The sequence below is a fragment of the Microbacterium sp. KNMS genome (assembly GCF_053851835.1).
The window spans coordinates 175,245-194,111 of record NZ_JBSQBP010000002.1 but is presented as its reverse complement, the minus strand read 5'-3'; the positions used below and the strand labels follow the sequence as shown (position 1 = coordinate 194,111).

19 protein-coding genes are annotated in these 18,867 nt (G+C 69.9%); 3 read left to right on the top strand and 16 right to left on the bottom strand.

What is annotated here, in order from left to right; translation table 11 throughout:
- The first annotated feature begins 25 nt into the window (after positions 1-25).
- Positions 26-1,978, top strand: a complete 1,953-nt coding sequence (locus ACWXWW_RS02240) for a glycoside hydrolase family 15 protein (protein ID WP_455968491.1) — start codon at positions 26-28, stop codon at positions 1,976-1,978.
- Between the two features lie 4 nt (positions 1,979-1,982).
- On the opposite strand, the gene ACWXWW_RS02235 is transcribed toward ACWXWW_RS02240, so the two are convergent.
- Complete coding sequence (locus ACWXWW_RS02235) at positions 1,983-3,350, bottom strand: glucose-6-phosphate dehydrogenase (protein WP_455968489.1); 1,368 nt, start codon at positions 3,348-3,350, stop codon at positions 1,983-1,985.
- A 211-nt stretch (positions 3,351-3,561) separates the two neighbouring features.
- Complete coding sequence (locus ACWXWW_RS02230) at positions 3,562-6,042, bottom strand: family 43 glycosylhydrolase (protein ID WP_455968486.1); 2,481 nt, start codon at positions 6,040-6,042, stop codon at positions 3,562-3,564.
- A gap of 451 nt (positions 6,043-6,493) precedes the next feature.
- Between ACWXWW_RS02230 and ACWXWW_RS02225 the strand changes: the two genes are divergently transcribed.
- Complete coding sequence (locus ACWXWW_RS02225; RefSeq protein ID WP_455968485.1) at positions 6,494-6,643, top strand: hypothetical protein; 150 nt, start codon at positions 6,494-6,496, stop codon at positions 6,641-6,643.
- A gap of 60 nt (positions 6,644-6,703) precedes the next feature.
- Complete coding sequence (locus ACWXWW_RS02220) at positions 6,704-7,522, top strand: tyrosine-type recombinase/integrase (protein WP_455968484.1); 819 nt, start codon at positions 6,704-6,706, stop codon at positions 7,520-7,522.
- Positions 7,523-7,706: 184 nt separating this feature from the next.
- Here ACWXWW_RS02220 and ACWXWW_RS02215 read toward each other — a convergent pair whose 3' ends face one another.
- The 14 genes from ACWXWW_RS02215 to ACWXWW_RS02150 form a co-directional block, all read right to left on the bottom strand.
- Positions 7,707-7,940 (bottom strand): phage holin, encoded by a 234-nt coding sequence (locus ACWXWW_RS02215; RefSeq protein WP_455968482.1) that lies wholly within the window; start codon positions 7,938-7,940, stop codon positions 7,707-7,709.
- Positions 7,912-8,217 carry a hypothetical protein gene (locus ACWXWW_RS02210; protein ID WP_455968481.1) on the bottom strand — a complete coding sequence of 102 codons (306 nt, stop codon included), beginning with the start codon at positions 8,215-8,217 and terminating at the stop codon, positions 7,912-7,914. Before ACWXWW_RS02210 ends, ACWXWW_RS02215 begins: the two co-directional genes overlap by 29 nt.
- Positions 8,214-8,834 (bottom strand): hypothetical protein, encoded by a 621-nt coding sequence (locus ACWXWW_RS02205; RefSeq protein WP_455968479.1) that lies wholly within the window; start codon positions 8,832-8,834, stop codon positions 8,214-8,216. The genes ACWXWW_RS02210 and ACWXWW_RS02205 overlap by 4 nt, the downstream gene beginning before the upstream one ends.
- The gene (locus ACWXWW_RS02200) at positions 8,831-9,493 is read right to left on the bottom strand and encodes a hypothetical protein (protein WP_455968477.1); all 663 of its coding nucleotides are present in this window, start codon (positions 9,491-9,493) and stop codon (positions 8,831-8,833) included. The genes ACWXWW_RS02205 and ACWXWW_RS02200 overlap by 4 nt, the downstream gene beginning before the upstream one ends.
- A 4-nt stretch (positions 9,494-9,497) precedes the next feature.
- Positions 9,498-10,874, bottom strand: a complete 1,377-nt coding sequence (locus ACWXWW_RS02195; protein WP_455968476.1) for an SGNH/GDSL hydrolase family protein — start codon at positions 10,872-10,874, stop codon at positions 9,498-9,500.
- A complete protein-coding gene (locus tag ACWXWW_RS02190; RefSeq protein ID WP_455968475.1) occupies positions 10,874-12,724 on the bottom strand; it encodes a M23 family metallopeptidase in 1,851 nt (616 codons plus the stop codon). The genes ACWXWW_RS02195 and ACWXWW_RS02190 overlap by 1 nt, the downstream gene beginning before the upstream one ends.
- Positions 12,715-14,088: a hypothetical protein gene (locus tag ACWXWW_RS02185; protein WP_455968473.1), complete on the bottom strand. Its 1,374-nt coding sequence runs from the start codon at positions 14,086-14,088 to the stop codon at positions 12,715-12,717. Before ACWXWW_RS02185 ends, ACWXWW_RS02190 begins: the two co-directional genes overlap by 10 nt.
- Positions 14,089-14,216: 128 nt before the next feature.
- The gene (locus ACWXWW_RS02180) at positions 14,217-14,549 is read right to left on the bottom strand and encodes a hypothetical protein (RefSeq protein WP_455968472.1); all 333 of its coding nucleotides are present in this window, start codon (positions 14,547-14,549) and stop codon (positions 14,217-14,219) included.
- Positions 14,550-14,551: 2 nt separating this feature from the next.
- On the bottom strand, positions 14,552-14,947 hold the full coding sequence (locus tag ACWXWW_RS02175; RefSeq protein ID WP_455968470.1) for a hypothetical protein: 396 nt from the start codon (positions 14,945-14,947) through the stop codon (positions 14,552-14,554).
- Between the two features lie 2 nt (positions 14,948-14,949).
- Positions 14,950-15,354, bottom strand: coding sequence for a hypothetical protein (locus tag ACWXWW_RS02170; RefSeq protein WP_455968469.1), 405 nt, complete (start codon positions 15,352-15,354; stop codon positions 14,950-14,952).
- Between the two features lie 15 nt (positions 15,355-15,369).
- The gene (locus ACWXWW_RS02165; RefSeq protein WP_455968468.1) at positions 15,370-15,753 is read right to left on the bottom strand and encodes a hypothetical protein; all 384 of its coding nucleotides are present in this window, start codon (positions 15,751-15,753) and stop codon (positions 15,370-15,372) included.
- Entirely contained in the window at positions 15,750-16,079 is a 330-nt protein-coding gene (locus ACWXWW_RS02160) for a hypothetical protein (protein ID WP_455968467.1), read from the bottom strand. The genes ACWXWW_RS02165 and ACWXWW_RS02160 overlap by 4 nt, the downstream gene beginning before the upstream one ends.
- Before the next feature lie 21 nt (positions 16,080-16,100).
- On the bottom strand, positions 16,101-17,663 hold the full coding sequence (locus tag ACWXWW_RS02155; protein ID WP_455968465.1) for an HK97 family phage prohead protease: 1,563 nt from the start codon (positions 17,661-17,663) through the stop codon (positions 16,101-16,103).
- Positions 17,650-18,786 (bottom strand): phage portal protein, encoded by a 1,137-nt coding sequence (locus ACWXWW_RS02150; RefSeq protein ID WP_455968463.1) that lies wholly within the window; start codon positions 18,784-18,786, stop codon positions 17,650-17,652. Before ACWXWW_RS02150 ends, ACWXWW_RS02155 begins: the two co-directional genes overlap by 14 nt.
- Between the last annotated feature and the right edge of the window lie 81 nt (positions 18,787-18,867).

Below are 18,867 nucleotides of genomic sequence, written 5' to 3'. Positions count from 1 at the left end.
CCCGTGCCCGCCTACGGTGGGGCGCATGGCTTCGCACCATCCGCGCCCACCGCAGGCGGCACCATCCGCCCCCATCGAGGACTACGCACTCGTCGGCGACCTCCACACCGCGGCGCTCGTCTCGCGGACGGGCAGCATCGACTGGCTCTGCCTGCCGCGCTTCGACTCCTCATCTCTGTTCGCCGCGCTCCTGGACGACGAGCGCGCGGGCCGCTGGTCTGTCCGCCCTGTCGACGAGACGGCGACGTCGAGACGCTCGTACATCGACGACACCTTCGTTCTGCGGACCACCTGGCAGACGCCCGACGGCGAGGCCGAGGTGCTCGACTTCATGCCGCTCGGCGACAGCCGGCCCAATCTCGTGCGGCGCATCCGCGGGCTGCGCGGCTCGGTCGCGTTCTCGGAGCGGTTCGCGGTGCGATTCGACTACGGCGCCGCGCTTCCCTGGGTCCGTCAGATCGAGTACGGAGACCGCCCCGCGATCCTCGCGACAGCGGGGCCCGACTCGATCATCCGGCGCGGGCCGCGCGTGCGGGCGCAGGGGCTTGAGCACCGCGGTGAGCACGCGGTGTCTGAGGGGCAGACGATCGACATCGTGCTCACGTGGTACCCGTCGCATCGTCGTCCGCCGAAGCCGCTCGACGTCGACGCAGCGCTCGATCTGACACTCGACTGGTGGCGCGAGTGGGCGCGACGCAGTGCGCCGCCCGCCCCGCACGCGCAGGAGGTGCGGCGCTCGCTGCTCGTCCTCCGGGCGCTCACCGACGAGGACACCGGCGGCATCTCGGCGGCCGCCACGACGAGCCTGCCCGAGACCGAGGGCGGCGTGCGCAACTGGGACTACCGGTACGTCTGGCTGCGCGACGCGGCGCTCACGATCGCCGTGCTGCTGACGCACGGCTACCGCGAGGAGGCGGAGGAATGGCGCGGATGGCTGCTGCGCGCCATCGCCGGGGATCCCGCGGATGTCCAGATCATGTACGGGATCGGGGGCGAGCGCCGCCTGCCGGAGTTCGAGCTCGAAGGACTGCGCGGCCATGGCGGCGCTCGACCGGTGCGCATCGGCAACGGCGCATACCGGCAGCGTCAATGGGACATCTTCGGCGAGGTCATGGTGGCGCTGCACGGCGCCCGCGTCGCAGGCCTTGAGGAGACAGCCGCGTCGTGGCCGCTGCAGCGGGCGCTGCTGGCGTTCCTCGCCGACAACTGGCAGCGGCCGGATCACGGGATCTGGGAGATCCGCGGCGACGAGCGGCACTTCACGCACTCCCGCGCGATGGTCTGGGCCGCCTTCGATCGCGGGGCGCGCGGTGTGCGCGAGTTCGGCCTGCCCGGTGACGCGGACCGGTGGCAGGAGCTCGCCGACACCATCCGCGCGGAGATCCTCGCGCGCGGATTCGACGAGCGGCGCGGCTCGTTCCGGCAGCACTACGACACCGACGAGGTCGACGCGGCCCTGCTCCAGCTGCCGCAGATCGGATTCCTCGCTCCGGACGACGAGCGCATGACGGGCACGGTGGCCGCGATCGAGGAGGACCTCATGGCGGACGGGCTGCTGCTGCGCTATCGGACCTCGTCCGGGGTCGACGGTCTCGCGGGCGAAGAGCATCCGTTCCTCGCGTGCTCCTTCTGGCTCGTCGAGCAGTACGCGGGGTCGGGGCGCCTCGAGGACGCCGAGGCGCTCATGGCACGAGCCCTGGAGGCCGTCAACGACGTGGGGCTGCTCGCCGAGGAGTACGACCCCGTGCGCCGTCGGCAGATGGGCAACACCCCGCAGGCGCTCTCCCACCTCGCGCTGGTCCGCGCCGCCGACGCGATCGACATCGCGCGACGCGGGCGCGACGACCTGGCCCCGCACGTGCGCGGCGCGAGCGAAGGCGATGCGGAGGCGACCGGCACGCGCGAGAAGGAGCCGACGCCCGCCGAGGCGCGCGAGAGCTCGGGGACGCCCCTGCCCGCTCGCGACCCGGTCGAGTGACGGGTCAGCCCGCCGCGGTCCCCCATCCGTCGGGGCCCGCGCTGCCGGCCGCATACTCCTCGAGCGGCACGCACCCCTCGCGCCACGCATCGAGAACCGGGGCGACGATGCGCCAGCACTCCTCCGCGATGTCGCCGCGGACCGAGAGCAGCGGGTCGCCGTCGAGGATGCCCTCGAGCACCTGCCCGTACGGGAGGAGGTCGCCCGGGGCCTTGTCGGTGGACAGGCGCGTCTGCTCGAGAGTGAACGGATCGCCGCTCCCGTTCATGGAGAGGTCGAGGGCGACCTCGCCCGAGAGCAGGTCGAGCACGATGCTGTCGCTCTTCGGCTCGCCGATGAAGCCCGGGATCTCCGGCGCCGGCTTGAAGCGGACGGTCACCGTGGTGCGATCGGCCGAGATGGCCTTGCCCGACCGGAGGACGAACGGCACCCCGCGCCAGCGCGGCGTGTCGACGGCGCACGTGATCTGAGCGAGCGTCTCGGTCTCGCGGGCCGGGTCCACACCCTCTTCGTCGACGTAGGAAGGGAGGTCCCTCTCCCCCACGCGCCCGGCCGTGTACCGCGCGCGCTTCGACGCGGCGACGGGGTCATCGTCCCAGACGCGAGTGCTGCGCAGCACCTGCGCGATGTTGGAGCGGAGCTCGGCCTGGTCGAGTCGCGGGAGCGGCTCCAGCGCGACGAGCGACAGCACCTCGAGCAGGTGGCTCTGGAGCATGTCGACGAGGGCGCCCGCGCTGTCGTAGTACCCGCCACGGCCCTCGAGCGCGAGCGTCTCGTCGAAGACGATCTCGACGCGCTCGACATGCTCGGCACGCCATGCGCCCTCGAGCACGCGATTCGCGAACCGCAGGCCCAGCACGTTCAGCACCATCGACATCCCGAGGAAGTGGTCGATGCGGAAGATCTGCTCCTCGGGGACGAGCAGCGTGAGCAGGCGATTGAGACGCCTCGCGCTCTCGAGGTCGGTCCCGAACGGCTTCTCGAGAGCGAGTCGCGTGCCCTCGGGCAGCTCGACCTCGCGCAGCGCCTCGCAGACCTTGGCGCTCACCGCGGGCGGCAGCGCGAAGTAGATGACGGGCGTGTGCGCGCACGCATCGAGGAGGCGCTTCAGGTCCTCGGCGCTCGTCGCGTCGGCGGGGATGTACTCGGTGGAATCGAGGAGCGCGTCGGGGTCGGCTCCGACGTCGGCGGCTTCGAAGCTCGTGCGGACGATCTCGTCCCACACATCGCTGCGGTCGTCGAGGCCTGCTCCGATCACCTGAACGTCGTACTCGCGTCGGGTGAGAAGGCTCGCCAGCCCGGGCAGGAGGAGCCGCTTCGTGAGATCGCCGCCCGCGCCGAGGATGAGGATGCTCGCACTCGTCTTGGTCATGCCTGCGACGCTATCGAGAGCGCGCCGCGCGCGTCGAGGGGTTGCGCGAGCGCGTGTCGGTTGGCGCCGAGTGTGTTCGCTGGCGCCGAGAGGGGCGGCGGCGGCGCGGGGCTCGGCGCGGGTTCGACACCTCGCGCGGGGGTGCGGCGCTCGGTGCAACGGCACGGGGCCGGTCGGAGACTCCCGACCGGCCCCGCATCCGCGCGCGACGTCAGCCGCAGCTGGCGGCCTCGGTCGGGATGTCGCGCTGCACCTCGACCTGCTCTCCGTCCACGGTCGCCGTCGCCGTGACCGTCAGCGAGCCCGCGTCGACCTGCGAGTGCCGCGTGTTGATCGCGGCCGACCTCGCGGCACCGGGATCGACGGCGCCCAGCTCACGCCGTCCGAACGCGGACTCGACGACGAAGGTCGCCGCCACATCGTCCTCGTTCACCACCCGCACGGTCTGCATGATCTGCTTGCCGGCCAGGCAGCGGTCGAGCACCTCGACGGTGAAGGCGAGCGCGTCGTCCGCCGCGAACGCCCAGTTGTCCACCTCCAGCAGATCCGCGTCCGCTGCCGCGCCATCCGCCCCGGCGAACACGAAGAACACGTCGTGCTCGCCGGTCGCGCCGGTGACCGGCGCCTCGACCGTCGTCCACTTCCCGAGCGTGCCGTCGACGGGGATCTCCGCGACGACCTGTCCGTCGACATCGTCGAGACGCACCTGGACGCTGGCGCCTTCGACGAGTGGCTTGACCCGTGCGGACACGGTCTTCGCCCCGTCGCCGAAGTCGACCCCGGCGACCGCGGCGAAGTCGCCGTCGTTCACGTCGGCGAGCAGCATGTTGCCGCCGCCGTTGTGCTCGGGGAACTCCACGGACGGGGCGTCGGCCTGCTCGGTGCTGATGCCGAGCTGCCACGCGAGCGTCTCCGCCTCGAACGTGCGATACGGATCGAAGCTCTCGACCTGATCGACGCCTGCGCGCGTGCCCTGGACCGGCTTGATCGTGCCGTCCTCGTTGAACTCGAGCTTGTCGATGTGGACCGAGCGGTATCCCTGGGTGGCACCCGGCGTGCCGAGCGCCGCGGCCCACGCGGCACCGCGGGTCTGAGCGTGGTAGGTGAGGTACGTCTCGCCCTTGAACGTGAACATGTCGGAGTGGTTGTTGCCGCCGTTGCCCGCGCCGAAGTGCACGGCGGGGTTCTGGAACGCCACACCCGCGTACTTCGCGGAGGACAGGTCCATCGGATCGTCCGTCATCATGTATGCGATCGCTCCGCGCTCGGGGTACTTGCCGGGCTCGGGCGTCACCTGGAAGTTCGACGAGTACGAGTAGTAGTACCGGCCATCGTGCTTGAACATGCTCGAGGCCTCGAAGATGCCCGGGGCATCGATCTCGACGGGGTCGCCGGCGAGCGTCACCATGTCGTCTTCCAGCTTGGCCACGCGCGTCGACTTCGGGTTCTGGGGCCCCTGCTGGTTGGGGCTCGTGCCGATGACAGAGTTGCCGCCGAAGTACAGGTACCCCTGACCGTCGTCGTCGATGAACACCTCGGGGTCGAACAGCCACATGCCCGCGGGGAAGCCGCCGTTCGCGATGTACTCCGGTGAGACCGTGTCGGGGATGATCTTCTTGCCCACCGGGTCCGTCCAGGGGCCGAGCGGCGACCCTCCGACGACGACCGCGGTCCCTGTGCCGCTGTCGCAGAAGTAGAGGTAGACCTTGCCATCCTTCTCGATGGCGGCGGGCGCCCAGGAGTTGCGCGCCCACGGAGCCGCACCTCCTTCGCGTGCGATCGGAACGCTGCCGTGGTCGACCCAGTTGACCATGTCGCTGGTCGACATGACGTTGAGACGGGTGATCGCTCCGTAGCCGTTCGGCTGAGTCGGGAGTCCGTTCGCGTCCTTGCTGTTCGCCTCGTACTGCTGGGTGTCGTCCGTGGAGTAGATGTAGAGCCGGCCGTTGTAGATCAGGTGGTGCGGATCGGCCCCGAACTTGTGCCCCACGAGGGGGTTGTGGTCGCCGATCGGCTTCGTCTGGACCGACTCCAGGTTCGTGTACGCCGGCGCCTCAGGAGCGTCGGCGATCTTCACCAGCGAGAGCTCGTCGACCTTGAAATCCTGAAGGGCCGACGACCCCCACGGCGTCTCGACGAAGAACCACGACGCCGCGACGTGACGATCCTCGGCCGTGAACTCCCGTGTGAACGTGCCCCACTGGCCCTTGGTGAACGAGTTCCCGTAGTCGACGCACCCGTTGAAGTTCGACGGGCAGAACGTGAAGTTGAACTGCTGTGCGGCGGCGCCCTCGTCGTACTTGAGCTTCCCGGTCATGCGGTACGTCGCGCCGAGCTCGAGCTTCCCCTGGACGTCGGCGAACGGGCCTGACTGCGTGTTCTCGCGATTCGTCACCGAGAGCGAGTGCGCGCCGCTCGCGGCGTCGTCGCTGAGGGCGAGCGTGCCACCGCGCTGGCTGGTCCAGCCGGAGGCATCCTCCACGAATCGCCCATCCGGCAGGAGGCTGCCGGGAACGGCGGGCGGCTCCGGCGCGGTGCCGAGTTCCGCCGGGACGGGCGCCGCGACGGCCTCCGGTGCCGCATAGGCGACCTGACCGGCCAGCGTGACCGACGACGCGATCAGCGTCGCGATGCCGAGAGCCGCCGCTGCGCGGCGTCGCCGCCCGCGGGGACGGATGTGTCGTGATCTCACTTGCTGCACTCCTTTGTCCATGGTGGATGTCACGGGGGTCGTGCCTCGCGCATGGCCCGAGAAGGCGCACGAAGGCAGCGGGATCCGGAGATCCCGCAAGGGGTTCAGGCGCCGTAGTGACCCTCGCGACGGATCGATATCGTTTTCGTTGATGGCACTTCTGCACCCTCCTCCTCGAGGTGCACACGACCGCGTCGGCGCCTGCCTGGATGTTACCGGGAACAATGCGCGGGGAGCAAGCCTCGAAAAATGCGTGGGGAGCAAGCCTCCGCGACGCCGATTCCCCTGGGACGCGGGCCACCCGCTGAAGCGCCGAGGGCAAAGGGAAAGGGCCCGTCCGATGGACGGGCCCTTCTCAGCTCCCCGGCTTGGACTCGAACCAAGAACCTGCCGGTTCTAAGCCCTCGACGGTGATCGAGGCCGACTTCGCGCGCAAGACGTGGGGTGTGGCATGAAGCGCTACGCGGTGCTCGATGAGGCGGAGCGGGTCGTCACCGAGTGGGACGTGGCATTCGACGCCGTCGCGTCGCGGCGGCTCGGCGAGCCCGCGCGCGATGCGTGGTCGATTCTCGATCGGGAGACGGGCAGGATTCACCGCTAGGCGCTCACAGTATCCCGGTCAGACTGCCCGGGTAGGCATAGGGGGGTGACAGGTACCCACATGCAGAACGATGAGGTGATCCGGCGCTTCGGGACGTGGCTCGAGGCGACCGGGCGAGCGAATGGCACGGTGGCGCTGCGCATGCGGCACGTGCGCCAGCTCGCGCGACGAACCACGCTGACGCTGGCCGACGACGACGTCCTGACGGCCGCGCTCGCGGCGACCCGGCATCTGGCACCTGACACGCGGCACTCGATCCTCGCGAGCTGGCGACTCTTCTACGGGTGGGCGACACGCAAGCGGCTCGTGATGGCCGACCCGACGCTGCCGCTCGGCTCGATCCCAGTGCCAGTGAAGATGCCGAAGGTGGCACCCGATCGCGACGTCGCGGACGCGCTGCGCGGAGCCTCGCTGCGTGATCGCGCGCTCGTGATGCTCGGCCGGTACGGATGCCTGAGGCTGAGCGAGATGACCCGCGCGCACATGCGCGATCGCGACGGGGATCGGCTGCGCGTGCTCGGGAAGGGCGGCAAGGAACGGATCGTGTACCTCAACGATCCCCTGCTCGCCGCGCTCAAGCAGATCGAGCGCGAGCTCCCCCGCGGCTACTACTTCCCCGGCGAGACGGACGGGCACCTGCACACACAGTCGGTGCACAAGATCGTGAAGCGCGTCACGGGCTGGAATCCGCACGCGCTGCGCCACGCTGGCGCGACGGCGGCATACCGCGCGACCGGCGACCTGCGAGCGGTGCAGGAGATGCTCGGCCATGCCAGCCTCGCGACGACGCAGCGCTACCTGCACCTGGACGACGACGCCCGACGGCGAGCAGCGGCCGGCACGGTGATCGACCTTGGGCGGCCGAGGTGGGCGGCGTAACGCTGCCCGGGCAGAGTGCGGGTAGCCTGATGGGCATGCCAGACGTCTGCCCGGAGTGCGGCCACATCTCCGTGACGAAGCCCACTTGGATTGATCGCCTCGCTCGGGACGCCACGCCGTTCTGCGAGTGGCGTCCCGAGGTCTGGGCGGACATGTGCGGGTGCCGCAACGCCACCCATGCTGCCTAGTCGGCGGCGGGCGGTTCCGTCCCGCCGTCCCGGGGCAGGTTGCGCGCGGCGACGGCGTTCGTGACGCCGAGGATGGCGCCGAGCAGCGCGACCCAGAGTTCGCCCTGCTCGGCGCTGAAGACGCCGTAGCCGACGAGCATCGCGGCGAGGGCGATACCGATGGCGTACAGCCAGGCGCGCAGCTCGGGGCGCGGGACCCACCTATTCGGGGTCTGCGTGGGGAGGCTCATGATGCTGGTCCTTTCGTTCGAGGTTCGATATCCGGCGCTCGAGGTGGTCGAACTTTCGATCGCCTGACTCGAGCCGGTTCCAGATCGCTGAGAACCATCCGCGCGTCTCGTTGTGACGCGCGTCGAGTTCTTCGCGGAGGTTCGTGCTGTGGTCGTTCTCGACCTGCGCGCGCACGCGGCCGAGCTTGCTGTTGATGGACGCGCCGAGGACGCCGATGACGGCGACGAGGATGCCGCCGATGGTCGTGACAAGCGCGACGGAAACACCTTCGGTCATCGCCGCCAGTCCGCGCCCTTGACGGCCTTCTCGTAGGGGATGTCGAGCCCGATGAGCGCGACGCGGAAGGCGCGGTTGTCGACGTCGCGGAACGGGAACGCAGCGCGCGCGGCGGCGAGGTCGGCCGCGTTGCCGATGTGCTTGATCCGGCCGTAGTCGACCATGAAGCAGTTGCCGTTGGACTTGTCTCGGATGACGAACATGTCGGGTTCTCCCGTCGTGGTGGTCTGGGGCTGTTCGCCGCGGTGCTCGTCGCGGGACGCCTGGTATTCGAAGTGGTGCTGCTCGGTCGGATCCCATGCCGCGGTGCGGATCCAGCCGTGCTCGGCGGCGAGGGCGATGAATCCGGGGGTGGTCCAGTCGTCCGAGTCGAGCGCCTCGCCCTGGCAGTGAACGGATTCGCTCGCGGGGAGCGCGCGCGAATGGCCTGGGTAGGGTCCGCGGCCGTTGACGTAGTCCTGCCAGGCGCGGTACATGGCGTCCTGCGTCGCCGGGTCGCGGAAGGTCGAGTTGACGTCGACCTGTCGTCCGAGGTCGGCCTCGAGTCGACGGAACGACGCTGCCGCGGGCGGCGTGAACCCGACGCCGTCACGGACCCACTCGATGGTCGGGCTCATGAGAGCGCCGCCTCGATCGCGGCGCGCGTGCTCGCGTCCGCCGCTGTCGTGAGGAACCCGACGCGCTCGACGTCGATCGGGTAGTAGAGGTTGTTGGTGACCTGCGCGCCGACGCGGAAGCCGGTCCCGGCGTTGGCGCCCGCGCTGCCGGACACTTCGACGCCGTCGATGCGCAGGACGCTGCTCGCGCCGTTGAAGACCGCGACGGCGGTGTGCCATGCAGTGTCCGCGGCCTTGGTGGAGATGAGCGAAGCACCGGCGTACATGCCGAAGTACCCCGTGTTCATCACGGCGAGGTTGACGATGTCGGGATGCGCGTTAGAGAGGAACGCGCGGTTCAGGATGACCTGATGCAGCCTGAAGCGCATGAAGCGGGTGCGCGGGAGAGTGTTGGTGATGCCGTTGTTGTTGTACGCGGTCGCGCCGTTGAGACGGAGGAAGCGCCGGCCGTTCTCTTCAAGGACCTCCGAGCTCTGCGGCGTCGCCGTCGAGAGTGGCGCACTGCCGGTGAGCGATTCCCAGGTCGCGGGCGCGACGCCGAGGGGCAGAGTGCGGGCATGGTAGTCCGCGTAGGCGCCCGGGATCGCCGTGGGCGGGTCGGTGACGCGCTCGAGGGCGGTGTCCGTGCAGACGAAGGGGAATCGGATTGCGCGTGCCATGGGGTCACACCTTCCAGTCGCGACGCCTCAGCGCCAGGTCGAAGATCGGGGCCATTTGGGCGGCGACGCTCTTGTGCCAGTGGATGGCGTCGCTCATGATCTGCGGAGGTGGCGCGTCGTCGGCCATGTGTGCGAGGTCGTCGCTCGTCGGCGTCAGGCCGATGTCGTAGATGGCGTCCTTGACGAGCCAGGTGCGGATATCGATGTAGACGTTCGGGTAGTTGCGCTTGCACCAGTCGTTGACGGCGAGCACCTGTGCGTGCTTGCCCGTTCCGGTCGTCTCCTCGGTCGAGTTCGTCGTCCCCCAGATCAGGAATCGCTTGCGCTGCGCGAGCATCCATCCGACGATGCGCTCGAGGCCCGCCGTGACATGCGTCACGACGTCTCCGTGGGCACCCGTGACGTTGTAGCTGATGTCATTCCGGCCGGCGCCGATGATGAGCAGATCCCAACGCCTTGTGTTGGGATCGCCGAGGAACTGCGTCCCGGCTGGCAGGTTGGTAGCGCTCGCGAGGGCGTCTGCCTCGAAGGTCAACGTGGTGGTCGCGCCTTCCGCGCGGGTCACGGTCCCGGGGATGCCGCCGAGCCGTCCGTGGAACGTCTTGGTGCCGGTCGGGCGCCAGCCGATACCCGCCTGGATGGGAATGTTCACGGGGCCGCTCGTCGGCACAGTGACGGCGGCGGTGAGCTCGAGCGGAAGCGCACCGATGGAGACGCCGATCTCGTCCACAGTGAGACCGGAGACACCGAGGTTGTGGACCGTGGCCCCGGGGTTGAGCTGCCCGAGCTTGTACGGCCAGGTGTCTGCGGCCGGCCAGACGCCGCTCAGCTCGAATCCCTCGGTCAGCGAATCGCCGACGCACGAGATGGAGAACCGGTCGGAGACTGTCTGTCCCTCGGCGATACCGCCTCCCTCCCCCGCGTCGGTGCCGGTCGCGAGCTTCACGAACTCGACGGTGCCGTCGTCGTAGATCCACCCGAAGATGTATCCGTTCTCAGACACGAGCGCCGTGCGCTGCTGTACGGCAGATTCGACCGAAGGCAGGCCCCCGATGGGCTTCACGAAACCGGCCGATCCGTCGTTGTTCACGCCTCCAAAGACGTAGTCGTTCTCAGACACGAACGGCGTGTCGAACGCGGCTACCGACTTCTCGGGCTGGGGGACGTAATCCCCCATCCGCTCTTCGACCTCAGCCTGTGCGATCGGCGGGACGACCTGCTCGGCAATGTCCTCCACGAGCTCGTGCAGGACGCCGCCGTCGGTCGTGTCGGTGTAGACGCGGTCGATGTCCTCGGCCATGGTCTTGAGTTCGGGGCCGAGGTTCTTGGCCTTGCTCGTGCCGTCCGGGTAGCGGATGCCGTGTGCTGTGACGCCGCCCATTAGGTGGCTCCAATCGTGACGTTGCCGAGGTCGGCGATGGTGATGTCCGCGTCGAAGTCCTGGAGCTCGGGAGCGTCGAGCGTGACGAGCTGCGCGACGGTCAGGCTCGTGCCGCCCTTCAGCGCGGGCGCGACGGTCGCGTCGAGCGTCCAGCCGCCGTCCGCGTACACGAGAGTGCCGCCGATGATCTGATGCACGTTGCCGACGTCGAGCATGTCGGCGAACACCGATCCCGGGAAGTAGACCGGCACCTGCTTGCAGGCGGTGTCGAGCCAGCCGTACGTGATGGCGTAGTCGTACTCGAAGTGCCGCCAGTCGAGGCGGAGCGTCGGCAGGACGGCCTTGCCGGTGAGCTGCCCGAGGGCGGCGGCGGTGTCGGCGGCGATCTGCGTCTGCCAGAGGCCGGGCTCGGACGCGGCCGCGGCGGCCGGGGCGGTGCCGTACTGGTCCATCCACGTGCGCGGGTTCATGTGCTGCCCGTTCACCCACGTCTCGAGGTGCAGGTGGTCGCCGAAGCTGTTTCCGGTGTTGCCGACGAAACCGAGGGTGGTGGCCTTCGTGACGGCCTCGCCGACCTGGAGGGTGGACGGCTGCTGCATGTGCGCGTAGAGCGTCTCGAGGCCGTTGCCGTGGTCGATCACGACGTAGTTGCCCCAGCCCGCGTGCCAGGCGACGTTGCGCGAGACGGCGCCCGCGCCGACCGGATGGATGGCGGCCCCGCCGATGCCTCCGTAGGAGAAATCCATGCCCGCGTGGAAGCTGTTCGTGCTCTCGCGCCAGCCGTACTCGCTCGTGACGTACGTGAGCGAGAACGGCCAGGCGAAGTCGTTCGTCGGGTCGGGCGTCGGCTCGACCTCGGGCGGCGGCGTCTTGTACTGGTAGTCGACGTCGACGCGCAGCTCGCGGCGTCCGCCCGCGACGAGGTCGTAGCCGGGCACGGCGTGCTCCACGATCGTCTCGATGTACTCGACGTCGAACCCGCCCTGCGTGTTGTCGGTGACGCTCGTGAAGCCGGACGCGACGTGGACGATGTCCACGGCCTCCTCGATCCCGGTCGACGCCTTGTAGCCCTCGGGGACGACGACCTTGCTCGCGGGGATCGCGTAGCCGCTGCGGACCTCGATGCGCAGCGTGGCGCCATCCCAGGCGAGCGCGATCTTGTCCGCGACGGCGGGCTTGCCGAGCAGGACGCTGTTGGTCGACGGCTCGTAGATCGGGTATCCGAGCGGGTGCGCGCTGTAGAGGCCCTCGATGAGGTCGAGGGCGCTGCGCTTCTCGGACCACGGGATCATGCGCACGAGCGGCGCGTCCGTGGCCGGGTAGGGGTCGCGCCAGTCGAGGTTGTCGATGATGTCGCCGGCACCCTGGGCGAGGATCGCGTTGATGCGCGACCCGGCGCTCTGCGTCTCCCAGTAGGACGGGCCGAGCGCGGCGGCGAACGCCTGGCCGGGGCCGGGGAGGATCGCGTTAGCGAGATCGGCGAGCCGGTCGGACGCGGAGATCGCGAGCTTCCACACCTTGCGGCGGTAGAACAGCTCGGGGTCGCTGATCCAGACGACCTCGACGTCGTAGTCGGTCACGCGGCCGCGGAAGATGACGCGGGCGGGGTCGACGTCGGACGCGGCGCGCTCGACGGTGATCGGCTGGCCTGTCAGGTGCGTGTAGCCCTCGAGGTGCTGGTCGGTGTCGAGGATCTCGCAGTAGAGGGTCGCGGGCTGTGCGCGGTCGATGTGCGAGCGCCGGCCGAACGTGATGCGGAGGCCCTCGAGCCCGATGCGGCCGGTCAGGGTCCACGTCTTGGAGATCGTCTCGGTGCCGATGCGGATGGTCGGCGCGTCGGTCAGCGCCATCTCGAGCTGCCTTCCTTCGCGACGCCGCGGCCGGTGCGACGCGAGCGGCGGTCGAGCAGGTCCTCGATCGTGCGGGCGGTGCCGTCGCGGTCGATCGCGCCGTTGACGGTGACGTTGTACGTGTCGCCGCCGCGGACGCCTGCGAGTGCGCCCTCGAGCGCCCAGGCGGGTGCGCTGGCCGCGGCTGTCTGCGGGTCGGTGAGCGTCGAGGCCGCGCCGACGCCCGTGAGGCTCGCGGCGGCGCCCGTGCCGGTGGTCGTGGCCTGGATGCCGATGCCCTTGCCGTCGAAGCCGAGCAGGTCGCCGAGCCAGCCGACGGCGTCCTGGATGCCCTTCACCATGTCGTCGATCCAGGCGACGATGTTGTCGACCACCTCGCCGACGACGCGCTGCACGTCCTCCCAGTTGGCGATGAGCAGTGCGATGATGCCGATGACGGCCGCGATCGCGAGGACGATGAGGCCGATCGGGTTGGCGGCCATGGCGATGTTCCACGCGATCTGCGCGCCCTGCGCGACGAGGATCGCCGCGGCGAGCCCGCCGATGACGATGGTGAGGAACCCGACGAGCGCCTGGTTCTCCCCGATCCAGCGGGCGACGTCGCCGAGCACGGTCGCGAACGTCGAGAACAGCGGCAGGAGCGCCTCGCCGAGCGCGGCGCGCGCGTTCTCCCACTCGGCGTTCATGCGCTGCTGGGCGCCCGCGGCGGTGTCGCTCTCGCGCTGGAACTGGCCCTGAGCGGCCGCGGTCTGCTCGGTGAGGATCGCGAGCGTCGCCTGCATGTCCGCGTTGCGCGCGGCCTCGCCCGTGAGCCCGGAGAGGCCCAGCGCGGCCTTGCGGGCGTCGATGTCGGCCTGCTTGATCGAGACGCCATAGCGCTCGATCGGGTCGCGCTCGCCGCGCAGGAGGGACGACACGGCCGCGACCGCGTCGGCGGTCGTGCCGCCGAACGTGGCGGCGAGGTCGGCGCCGAGCCCGATGAGGTTGTTGGTCTGGGTCGTGAGCTCGCCGCCCGCGAGACCCATGTTGGTCAGCTGCGCGCCGAGGACCGCGGCGAGGTTGCTGTAGCTCGTAGTCGACAGACCGACCGCGTCGGCCGCGTCCTGCGCGTAGCCCTTAATCGTGTCAGAGCTGCCCTTGAAGACGCTCTCGACGGCGCCCGCGGCCTGCTCGGCCTCGCTCGCCGCGCCCGCGACGTCGAGCGCGGCGGCAGTGATCGCGCCGAGCGCGAGGGCGCTGATCTGGGAGGCGCGCTCGAACGTGCGCTGCATGCGCAGTGCCCGGTCCTCGGTCTCCTGGAAGGTGCGGACGGCGTCGACGGCGTCGCCGACGATCCGGACGGACAGGATCGCGCTGTTGGCCACGGGTCACCTCCTTCGCTTCGCGGCCTCGGCCCTGTCGATGAGCAGGCCGGCCATGGTGTGCAGGTCGATGGGGTCCTCGCGCTCGAGCTGGCTCGGGGGGATGCCGGACTCGAGCGCGAGGAAGCAGATCAGCTCGGAAGATGACCCGCGGGGATGCCTTCCCCCAGGCCCTCGACCTCCGTCGCCGGGTCGATGACGACGCCGCGGTGGATCTCCACGTCGAGGCAGTGCAGCTCGTTGGGGTCGCGGCCCTCGAGGAACTGGTCCCACTCGACAGCGAGGCCCTGGCGCTTGAGCGCGGACCATGCCATGAAAGCGAGCGACCGGAACGGGTTGTCTCCGACCGTGCCGAGGTGCTTGTGGTTGCGGAAGTAGGTCTCGGCGGCGACCTTGTCGATGAGGGTCGTGCGGACGGTGTGGACGCTCTCGTCGGAGAGCGTGACGTCGAGGGTCTGAGCCATGGTCAGATGCCTTTCACCTTGTTGAGGATGCGGTTCGTGAAGTTTTCGTAGAGACGCACCCAGCGGTTCTGCGTGGCGCGTGCGGCGCGGGTCATGAAGGGGTTGGCGGCGATGCCTCGGCCGGGCCATCCCCAGTGCACGGGGCCCGCGTAGCGGACGCCGCTCGCCGACGTGCGGTTGTTGCCCGCGCGGACGACGCCTGCGCGATTCGTGGCGCCGACGCGGAGCGTGTCGCGCAGCCGACCCGAGACGACGGGCGCGTCCTGACGGGCCTGCTCCATCGCGATCTCGGCGGCGGCGCGGTTGACGGGCTTGAGCTCCTTGAGGTCGACCCCGGCCTTGCGCAGCGTGCGCGCGAGCGTGCTGCCGCCGCCCACGGTGATCGCCGCGCGGGCCATGGTCAGGCCCCGGTGCCGATGCTGGGCTTGCCGACGAGGGGGAAGCTGAAGTCGGACGTGTTCTTGACCTTCACGTCGCCGCCGATCTTCACGGCGCGGATGCGGACGGTGCCCGTATAGGTCTTCGCGACGGTGTTCACGGGCTTGAAGGTGAAGGGGACCTCCTGGCCGGCGTTCGTGAGGCACCAGTCCTCGAGCGCGTCGGCCTCGAGCTGCTGGCGGATCGTGCCCGACAGCACCCACGTCTCCTGGTCGCCCTCGGTCTCCTGCGAGCCGTCGAGCAGGTCGAGGACGTCGCCGTCGCTGTAGGACGGCTCGAGCGCCGCTGCGGTCGTGTGGGCGGCGAACTGGCGAAGCGAGCCGGTCTCGCCGAGGGTGAGGGTGCCGGGGCCGAGTGCGTTGGCCATGATTCTGCCTTTCGGTCAGTCGTTGACGGGATCGGGGGTGAGCTCGAGCACGTAGCCCGGCATCGGCGGCTCGCCGGAGGCGACCTGCATCGGTGTCGGCTCGCCGCTGGCGAGGTTGATGTTGGCGGCGCGCAGCGCCTCGATGATCGCGTCGAGGGTGCGCCACGCGGCGAGGGCGTCGTCCCACGGCCCGGCCGCAACGTGCAGCGTCCACGTCTCGGTCGTCTCGGTCCACGTCGTGAACTCGAGGCGGGGCGGGACGACGACGATGACGCCGTGGTTGTAGCCGGACGGTGCCTGGCGCGGGTCGAGCGTGACGATGACCTTGGTGAGGCCGGCGGCGAGGCACGCGGCTGTGGCGGCGGTGACGAGCTCCTGCCCGCGATCGAGGCGGCTCATGCGAAGCCCATCGGCAGGTACGGGCCGAGGATGGCGTAGGCCTGCGACATCGGGTCGCGGTTGATGCGCAGCACGGCCGCGCCCTCCATCCCGTTGCCGAAGTTGACGACGCCGTTGCGCGCGGCCTTGCGGTAGAACAGGTCGGCGCCGACCTCGAGGACCGCTCGATCGATGACCGTCTGCGGCACGCCGTGCGGGTTGGACGCCGCGGTCGTCGCGCCGATGTGGCGGTTGACGAGCGCGGTCGCCTCAGCGACGCACTGCGCGGCAAGCGCGACCGCGTCCTCGCCGATGGCGTTGACGTAGTCAGCGAGCGTGACGGGCATGATCGAGCGGTCCTCTCAGGGTCAGGCCGGGATGGTCGCCACGACGGGCATGATCGCGCCGGGGATCTCGGCGGCGTTCGCGGCGTAGTAGTACAGGCCGAACTGCTTGGACAGGTTGACGATGTTCTCGTCGGTGAGCTCGGTGATCGAGCCGTTGTACTGGCGGATCGCCTGCGCGTTCACGAACGCGGCGTGCGCGGTCGTGTGGCGCGGGTTGTAGACGACGCGGACGCCGACGAGGTTGCCGGAGATCGTGCGCACGTTGACCTGGCCCACGACGTTCTCGCCGGTGCCGTAGACGATCATGAGCGGGCGACCGTCCGCGGCCTGGAGGCCCGCCAGCGTCTTGAACACGGTCTTGTCGACCACGAGCGCCTCGAGCTCGAGTCCGAGCTGCTCGAACTTGTCGGCCGCGTCCACGATGCCGCTGACCCAGTCGACGTACTTCGTCTGGTCGGCGACGACGACGTAGCTGCCGCCGACGCCGGCCTGCGTGGCGTAGGTCGCCTCGTAGAGGGCGTTGAGGACGGCGGCCTTGCGTGCCGCGGCCTTCATGCCGAGCCCGCGCAGGTGCAGGTCGAGCATGGACACGTTCGTCGTCCGCTCGATCTCCTGGCGGGTGAGCTCCACGATGCCGCCGTAGGTCTTGATCGGCGCGTTCTTCTTGCGGACGGTGAGCTTGCCCTTGGTGAGGTCGTCGCCCTCGAGCAGCTGCTCGGTGACGTCGATCGTGTTCGTGTCGAGCTCGCCGTACTCGAGGGTGAGGCCCTTCGAGGGAAGGGTGCCGGTCGAGAACACGCTGCCGAGAGCGTTCGGGCGCTCCACGAGGCGGATGGTGTCGCCGACCCACTGCGGGGTGAGCAGGCCGTCCGCGCTCGTGCCGCCCGTGTACGCGCGCTCCACGAGCGCCTCGTACTCGCGGATGGTGTCCTCGTCGCGCGCGGCGAGGGCGCGCAGCCACTCGCCTCCGCTGCGCTGGTCGACGGCGGGCGCGGCGTCGTTGTCGCCGCGGTCGAGGATGACGGCGAGCGAGCGGCGCACGTCGGCGACGTCCTCGCGGAGGTCTGCGAGGTCGTCCTCGCGCTCTTCGGTGGCGGGCATGATGGGCTCCTTCGGGGTGCGGTCCTCACGGACCTCGGTGACAGTGGCGGACGGGTAGGCGGGGAACGGGACGAGCGAGACCTCGCGAACGCGGACCTGCTCGTAGACGATGACGTCGCCCTCGGGCTCGTGCTCCATGCGCCACTTGATGGGCTCGAAGCCGATGGACATGCCGGGCAGGGCGCCGTCGCGCGCGAGCTCGCGGGCGTCCTGCGCGGCGCGGGTGTTGGAGAACCGGCCGGTGGGGTGCCAGCCGGCGTCGTCGTCCGAGTGCTCCACGACGATGCCGATGGGCTCGCTGTGGCGGTAGAACAGCAGCGCGCCCTCGGCGTCGACGGCGCCGCGCTCGAGGCGCTCGCGCTGGCCCCACACGGTGATCGTCTCGCCGTAGGGGACGCCGACGCCGCGGACGAGCTGCCCGTCGTCGGTGACCTCGGCGCGCATGAACAGCTCGCGCGTCTGGGTGGCCTCAAGCTGCGGCATCGGTGGGCTCCTTCGTGCTCATCTGGGCGTCGGTGAGCGGCGCCCAGTGCTCGAGGTCGCGGACCTCGTTGATGGTCTGGAATCCGGCTTCGATCGCGGTCCGGTACGCGGCGTAGCGGGTGGTCGTGTCGGCGCGCAGCAGGGCCTCGATGTTGAACTTGGCCTGCTGGCGTCCGGGCAGGAGCGCCGAGATCGCCTCTTCGATCTCCACGAGGTAGCCCATGAGCGTGAAGCGCACGTAGGCGAGCCAGTCCTGCTCGACGTTGGCGTAGGTCTGGCTGTTGCCCTCGACGGCGGCGAGCATGAGGCTGGCCGGGACGCCGAGCATGCGCGCGATCGAGGTGACGCTGAAATTCTGCGACTCGATGAACTGCACGTCCTTGGGCGACAGGAAGATCGGCGCGTAGCTGAGGCCCTGGCCGAGCACGAGCACGTCGTGCTTCGCCGCGCCCGTCTCCTTGAACTGCGTCTTCGCGGCCTTCGCGGCCTCGGCGGTGAGCACCTGGTCCGACTTGAGGATGCCGTTGGGCTGACCGCCCGTCTCGAACCAGTTGGAGGCGTAGTCGCGGGTGTCGATCGCGCCGCGCAGGTCGGGCTGCGCAGCCTGGATCGGGCCGAGCCCGTACGCGGTGCCGGGAACGCGCAGGAGGGTCGCGTGCTGGACCCGCGAGGCGGGGAGCTCGACGCCGCGGTAGGTGTAGCTCGTGACGCGCCCGCTCCGCGTGGTCTGGATGCGCACGTCGAGAGGGTTCAGGACCGGGAGCGATGCGACCTCGCCGGATGCGTCGCGGATGATCTCGAAGTAGGCGTTGCCGGTCGACGCGAGCGACACGACGGCCTGCTCGATCCACGCGGCTCGCGACGTGAACGGGTCGGGACGGCGGGTGAGCGGGTGCTCATCGATCTGCCGGCCGTTGCGGAACGTGGCGATGGAGAGCTGCTTCGCGGCGATCGCGTGAATCTGGATCGCGCGGTAGACCATCGGCAGGCTGAGGGCCTCGCCGACCGACACCGAGCGGGGAGCGGCCGTCCGGGACGGCGGCTGCATGCCGCCGTCCACGGTGGCGTCTCCCCCGGCCTCGGCGCGGGTCTCCCCCGTCCACCACTCTCGAATGCGTCCCACGGCGTCGATGCTGGCTCGTGCATGCGCGATCCGCCGAGTGAGGAAACGCCAGGAACGCGCATGAATGCGCAGGAATGTGAG

Bases quoted from the DNA above. Each gene is read 5' to 3' on its own strand.
- ACWXWW_RS02160 (WP_455968467.1), bottom strand. From the start codon at position 16,079: ATGCCCGTCACGCTCGCTGACTACGTCAACGCCATCGGCGAGGACGCG.
- ACWXWW_RS02165 (WP_455968468.1), bottom strand. From the start codon at position 15,753: ATGAGCCGCCTCGATCGCGGGCAGGAGCTCGTCACCGCCGCCACAGCC.
- ACWXWW_RS02190 (WP_455968475.1), bottom strand. From the start codon at position 12,724: ATGGCGCTGACCGACGCGCCGACCATCCGCATCGGCACCGAGACGATC.
- ACWXWW_RS02175 (WP_455968470.1), bottom strand. From the start codon at position 14,947: ATGGCCCGCGCGGCGATCACCGTGGGCGGCGGCAGCACGCTCGCGCGC.
- ACWXWW_RS02235 (WP_455968489.1), bottom strand. From the start codon at position 3,350: ATGACCAAGACGAGTGCGAGCATCCTCATCCTCGGCGCGGGCGGCGAT.
- ACWXWW_RS02200 (WP_455968477.1), bottom strand. From the start codon at position 9,493: ATGGCACGCGCAATCCGATTCCCCTTCGTCTGCACGGACACCGCCCTC.
- ACWXWW_RS02220 (WP_455968484.1), top strand. From the start codon at position 6,704: ATGCAGAACGATGAGGTGATCCGGCGCTTCGGGACGTGGCTCGAGGCG.
- ACWXWW_RS02210 (WP_455968481.1), bottom strand. From the start codon at position 8,217: ATGACCGAAGGTGTTTCCGTCGCGCTTGTCACGACCATCGGCGGCATC.
- ACWXWW_RS02225 (WP_455968485.1), top strand. From the start codon at position 6,494: ATGAAGCGCTACGCGGTGCTCGATGAGGCGGAGCGGGTCGTCACCGAG.
- ACWXWW_RS02240 (WP_455968491.1), top strand. From the start codon at position 26: ATGGCTTCGCACCATCCGCGCCCACCGCAGGCGGCACCATCCGCCCCC.
- ACWXWW_RS02170 (WP_455968469.1), bottom strand. From the start codon at position 15,354: ATGGCCAACGCACTCGGCCCCGGCACCCTCACCCTCGGCGAGACCGGC.
- ACWXWW_RS02155 (WP_455968465.1), bottom strand. From the start codon at position 17,663: ATGCCGCAGCTTGAGGCCACCCAGACGCGCGAGCTGTTCATGCGCGCC.
- ACWXWW_RS02205 (WP_455968479.1), bottom strand. From the start codon at position 8,834: ATGAGCCCGACCATCGAGTGGGTCCGTGACGGCGTCGGGTTCACGCCG.
- ACWXWW_RS02180 (WP_455968472.1), bottom strand. From the start codon at position 14,549: ATGGCTCAGACCCTCGACGTCACGCTCTCCGACGAGAGCGTCCACACC.
- ACWXWW_RS02215 (WP_455968482.1), bottom strand. From the start codon at position 7,940: ATGAGCCTCCCCACGCAGACCCCGAATAGGTGGGTCCCGCGCCCCGAG.
- ACWXWW_RS02195 (WP_455968476.1), bottom strand. From the start codon at position 10,874: ATGGGCGGCGTCACAGCACACGGCATCCGCTACCCGGACGGCACGAGC.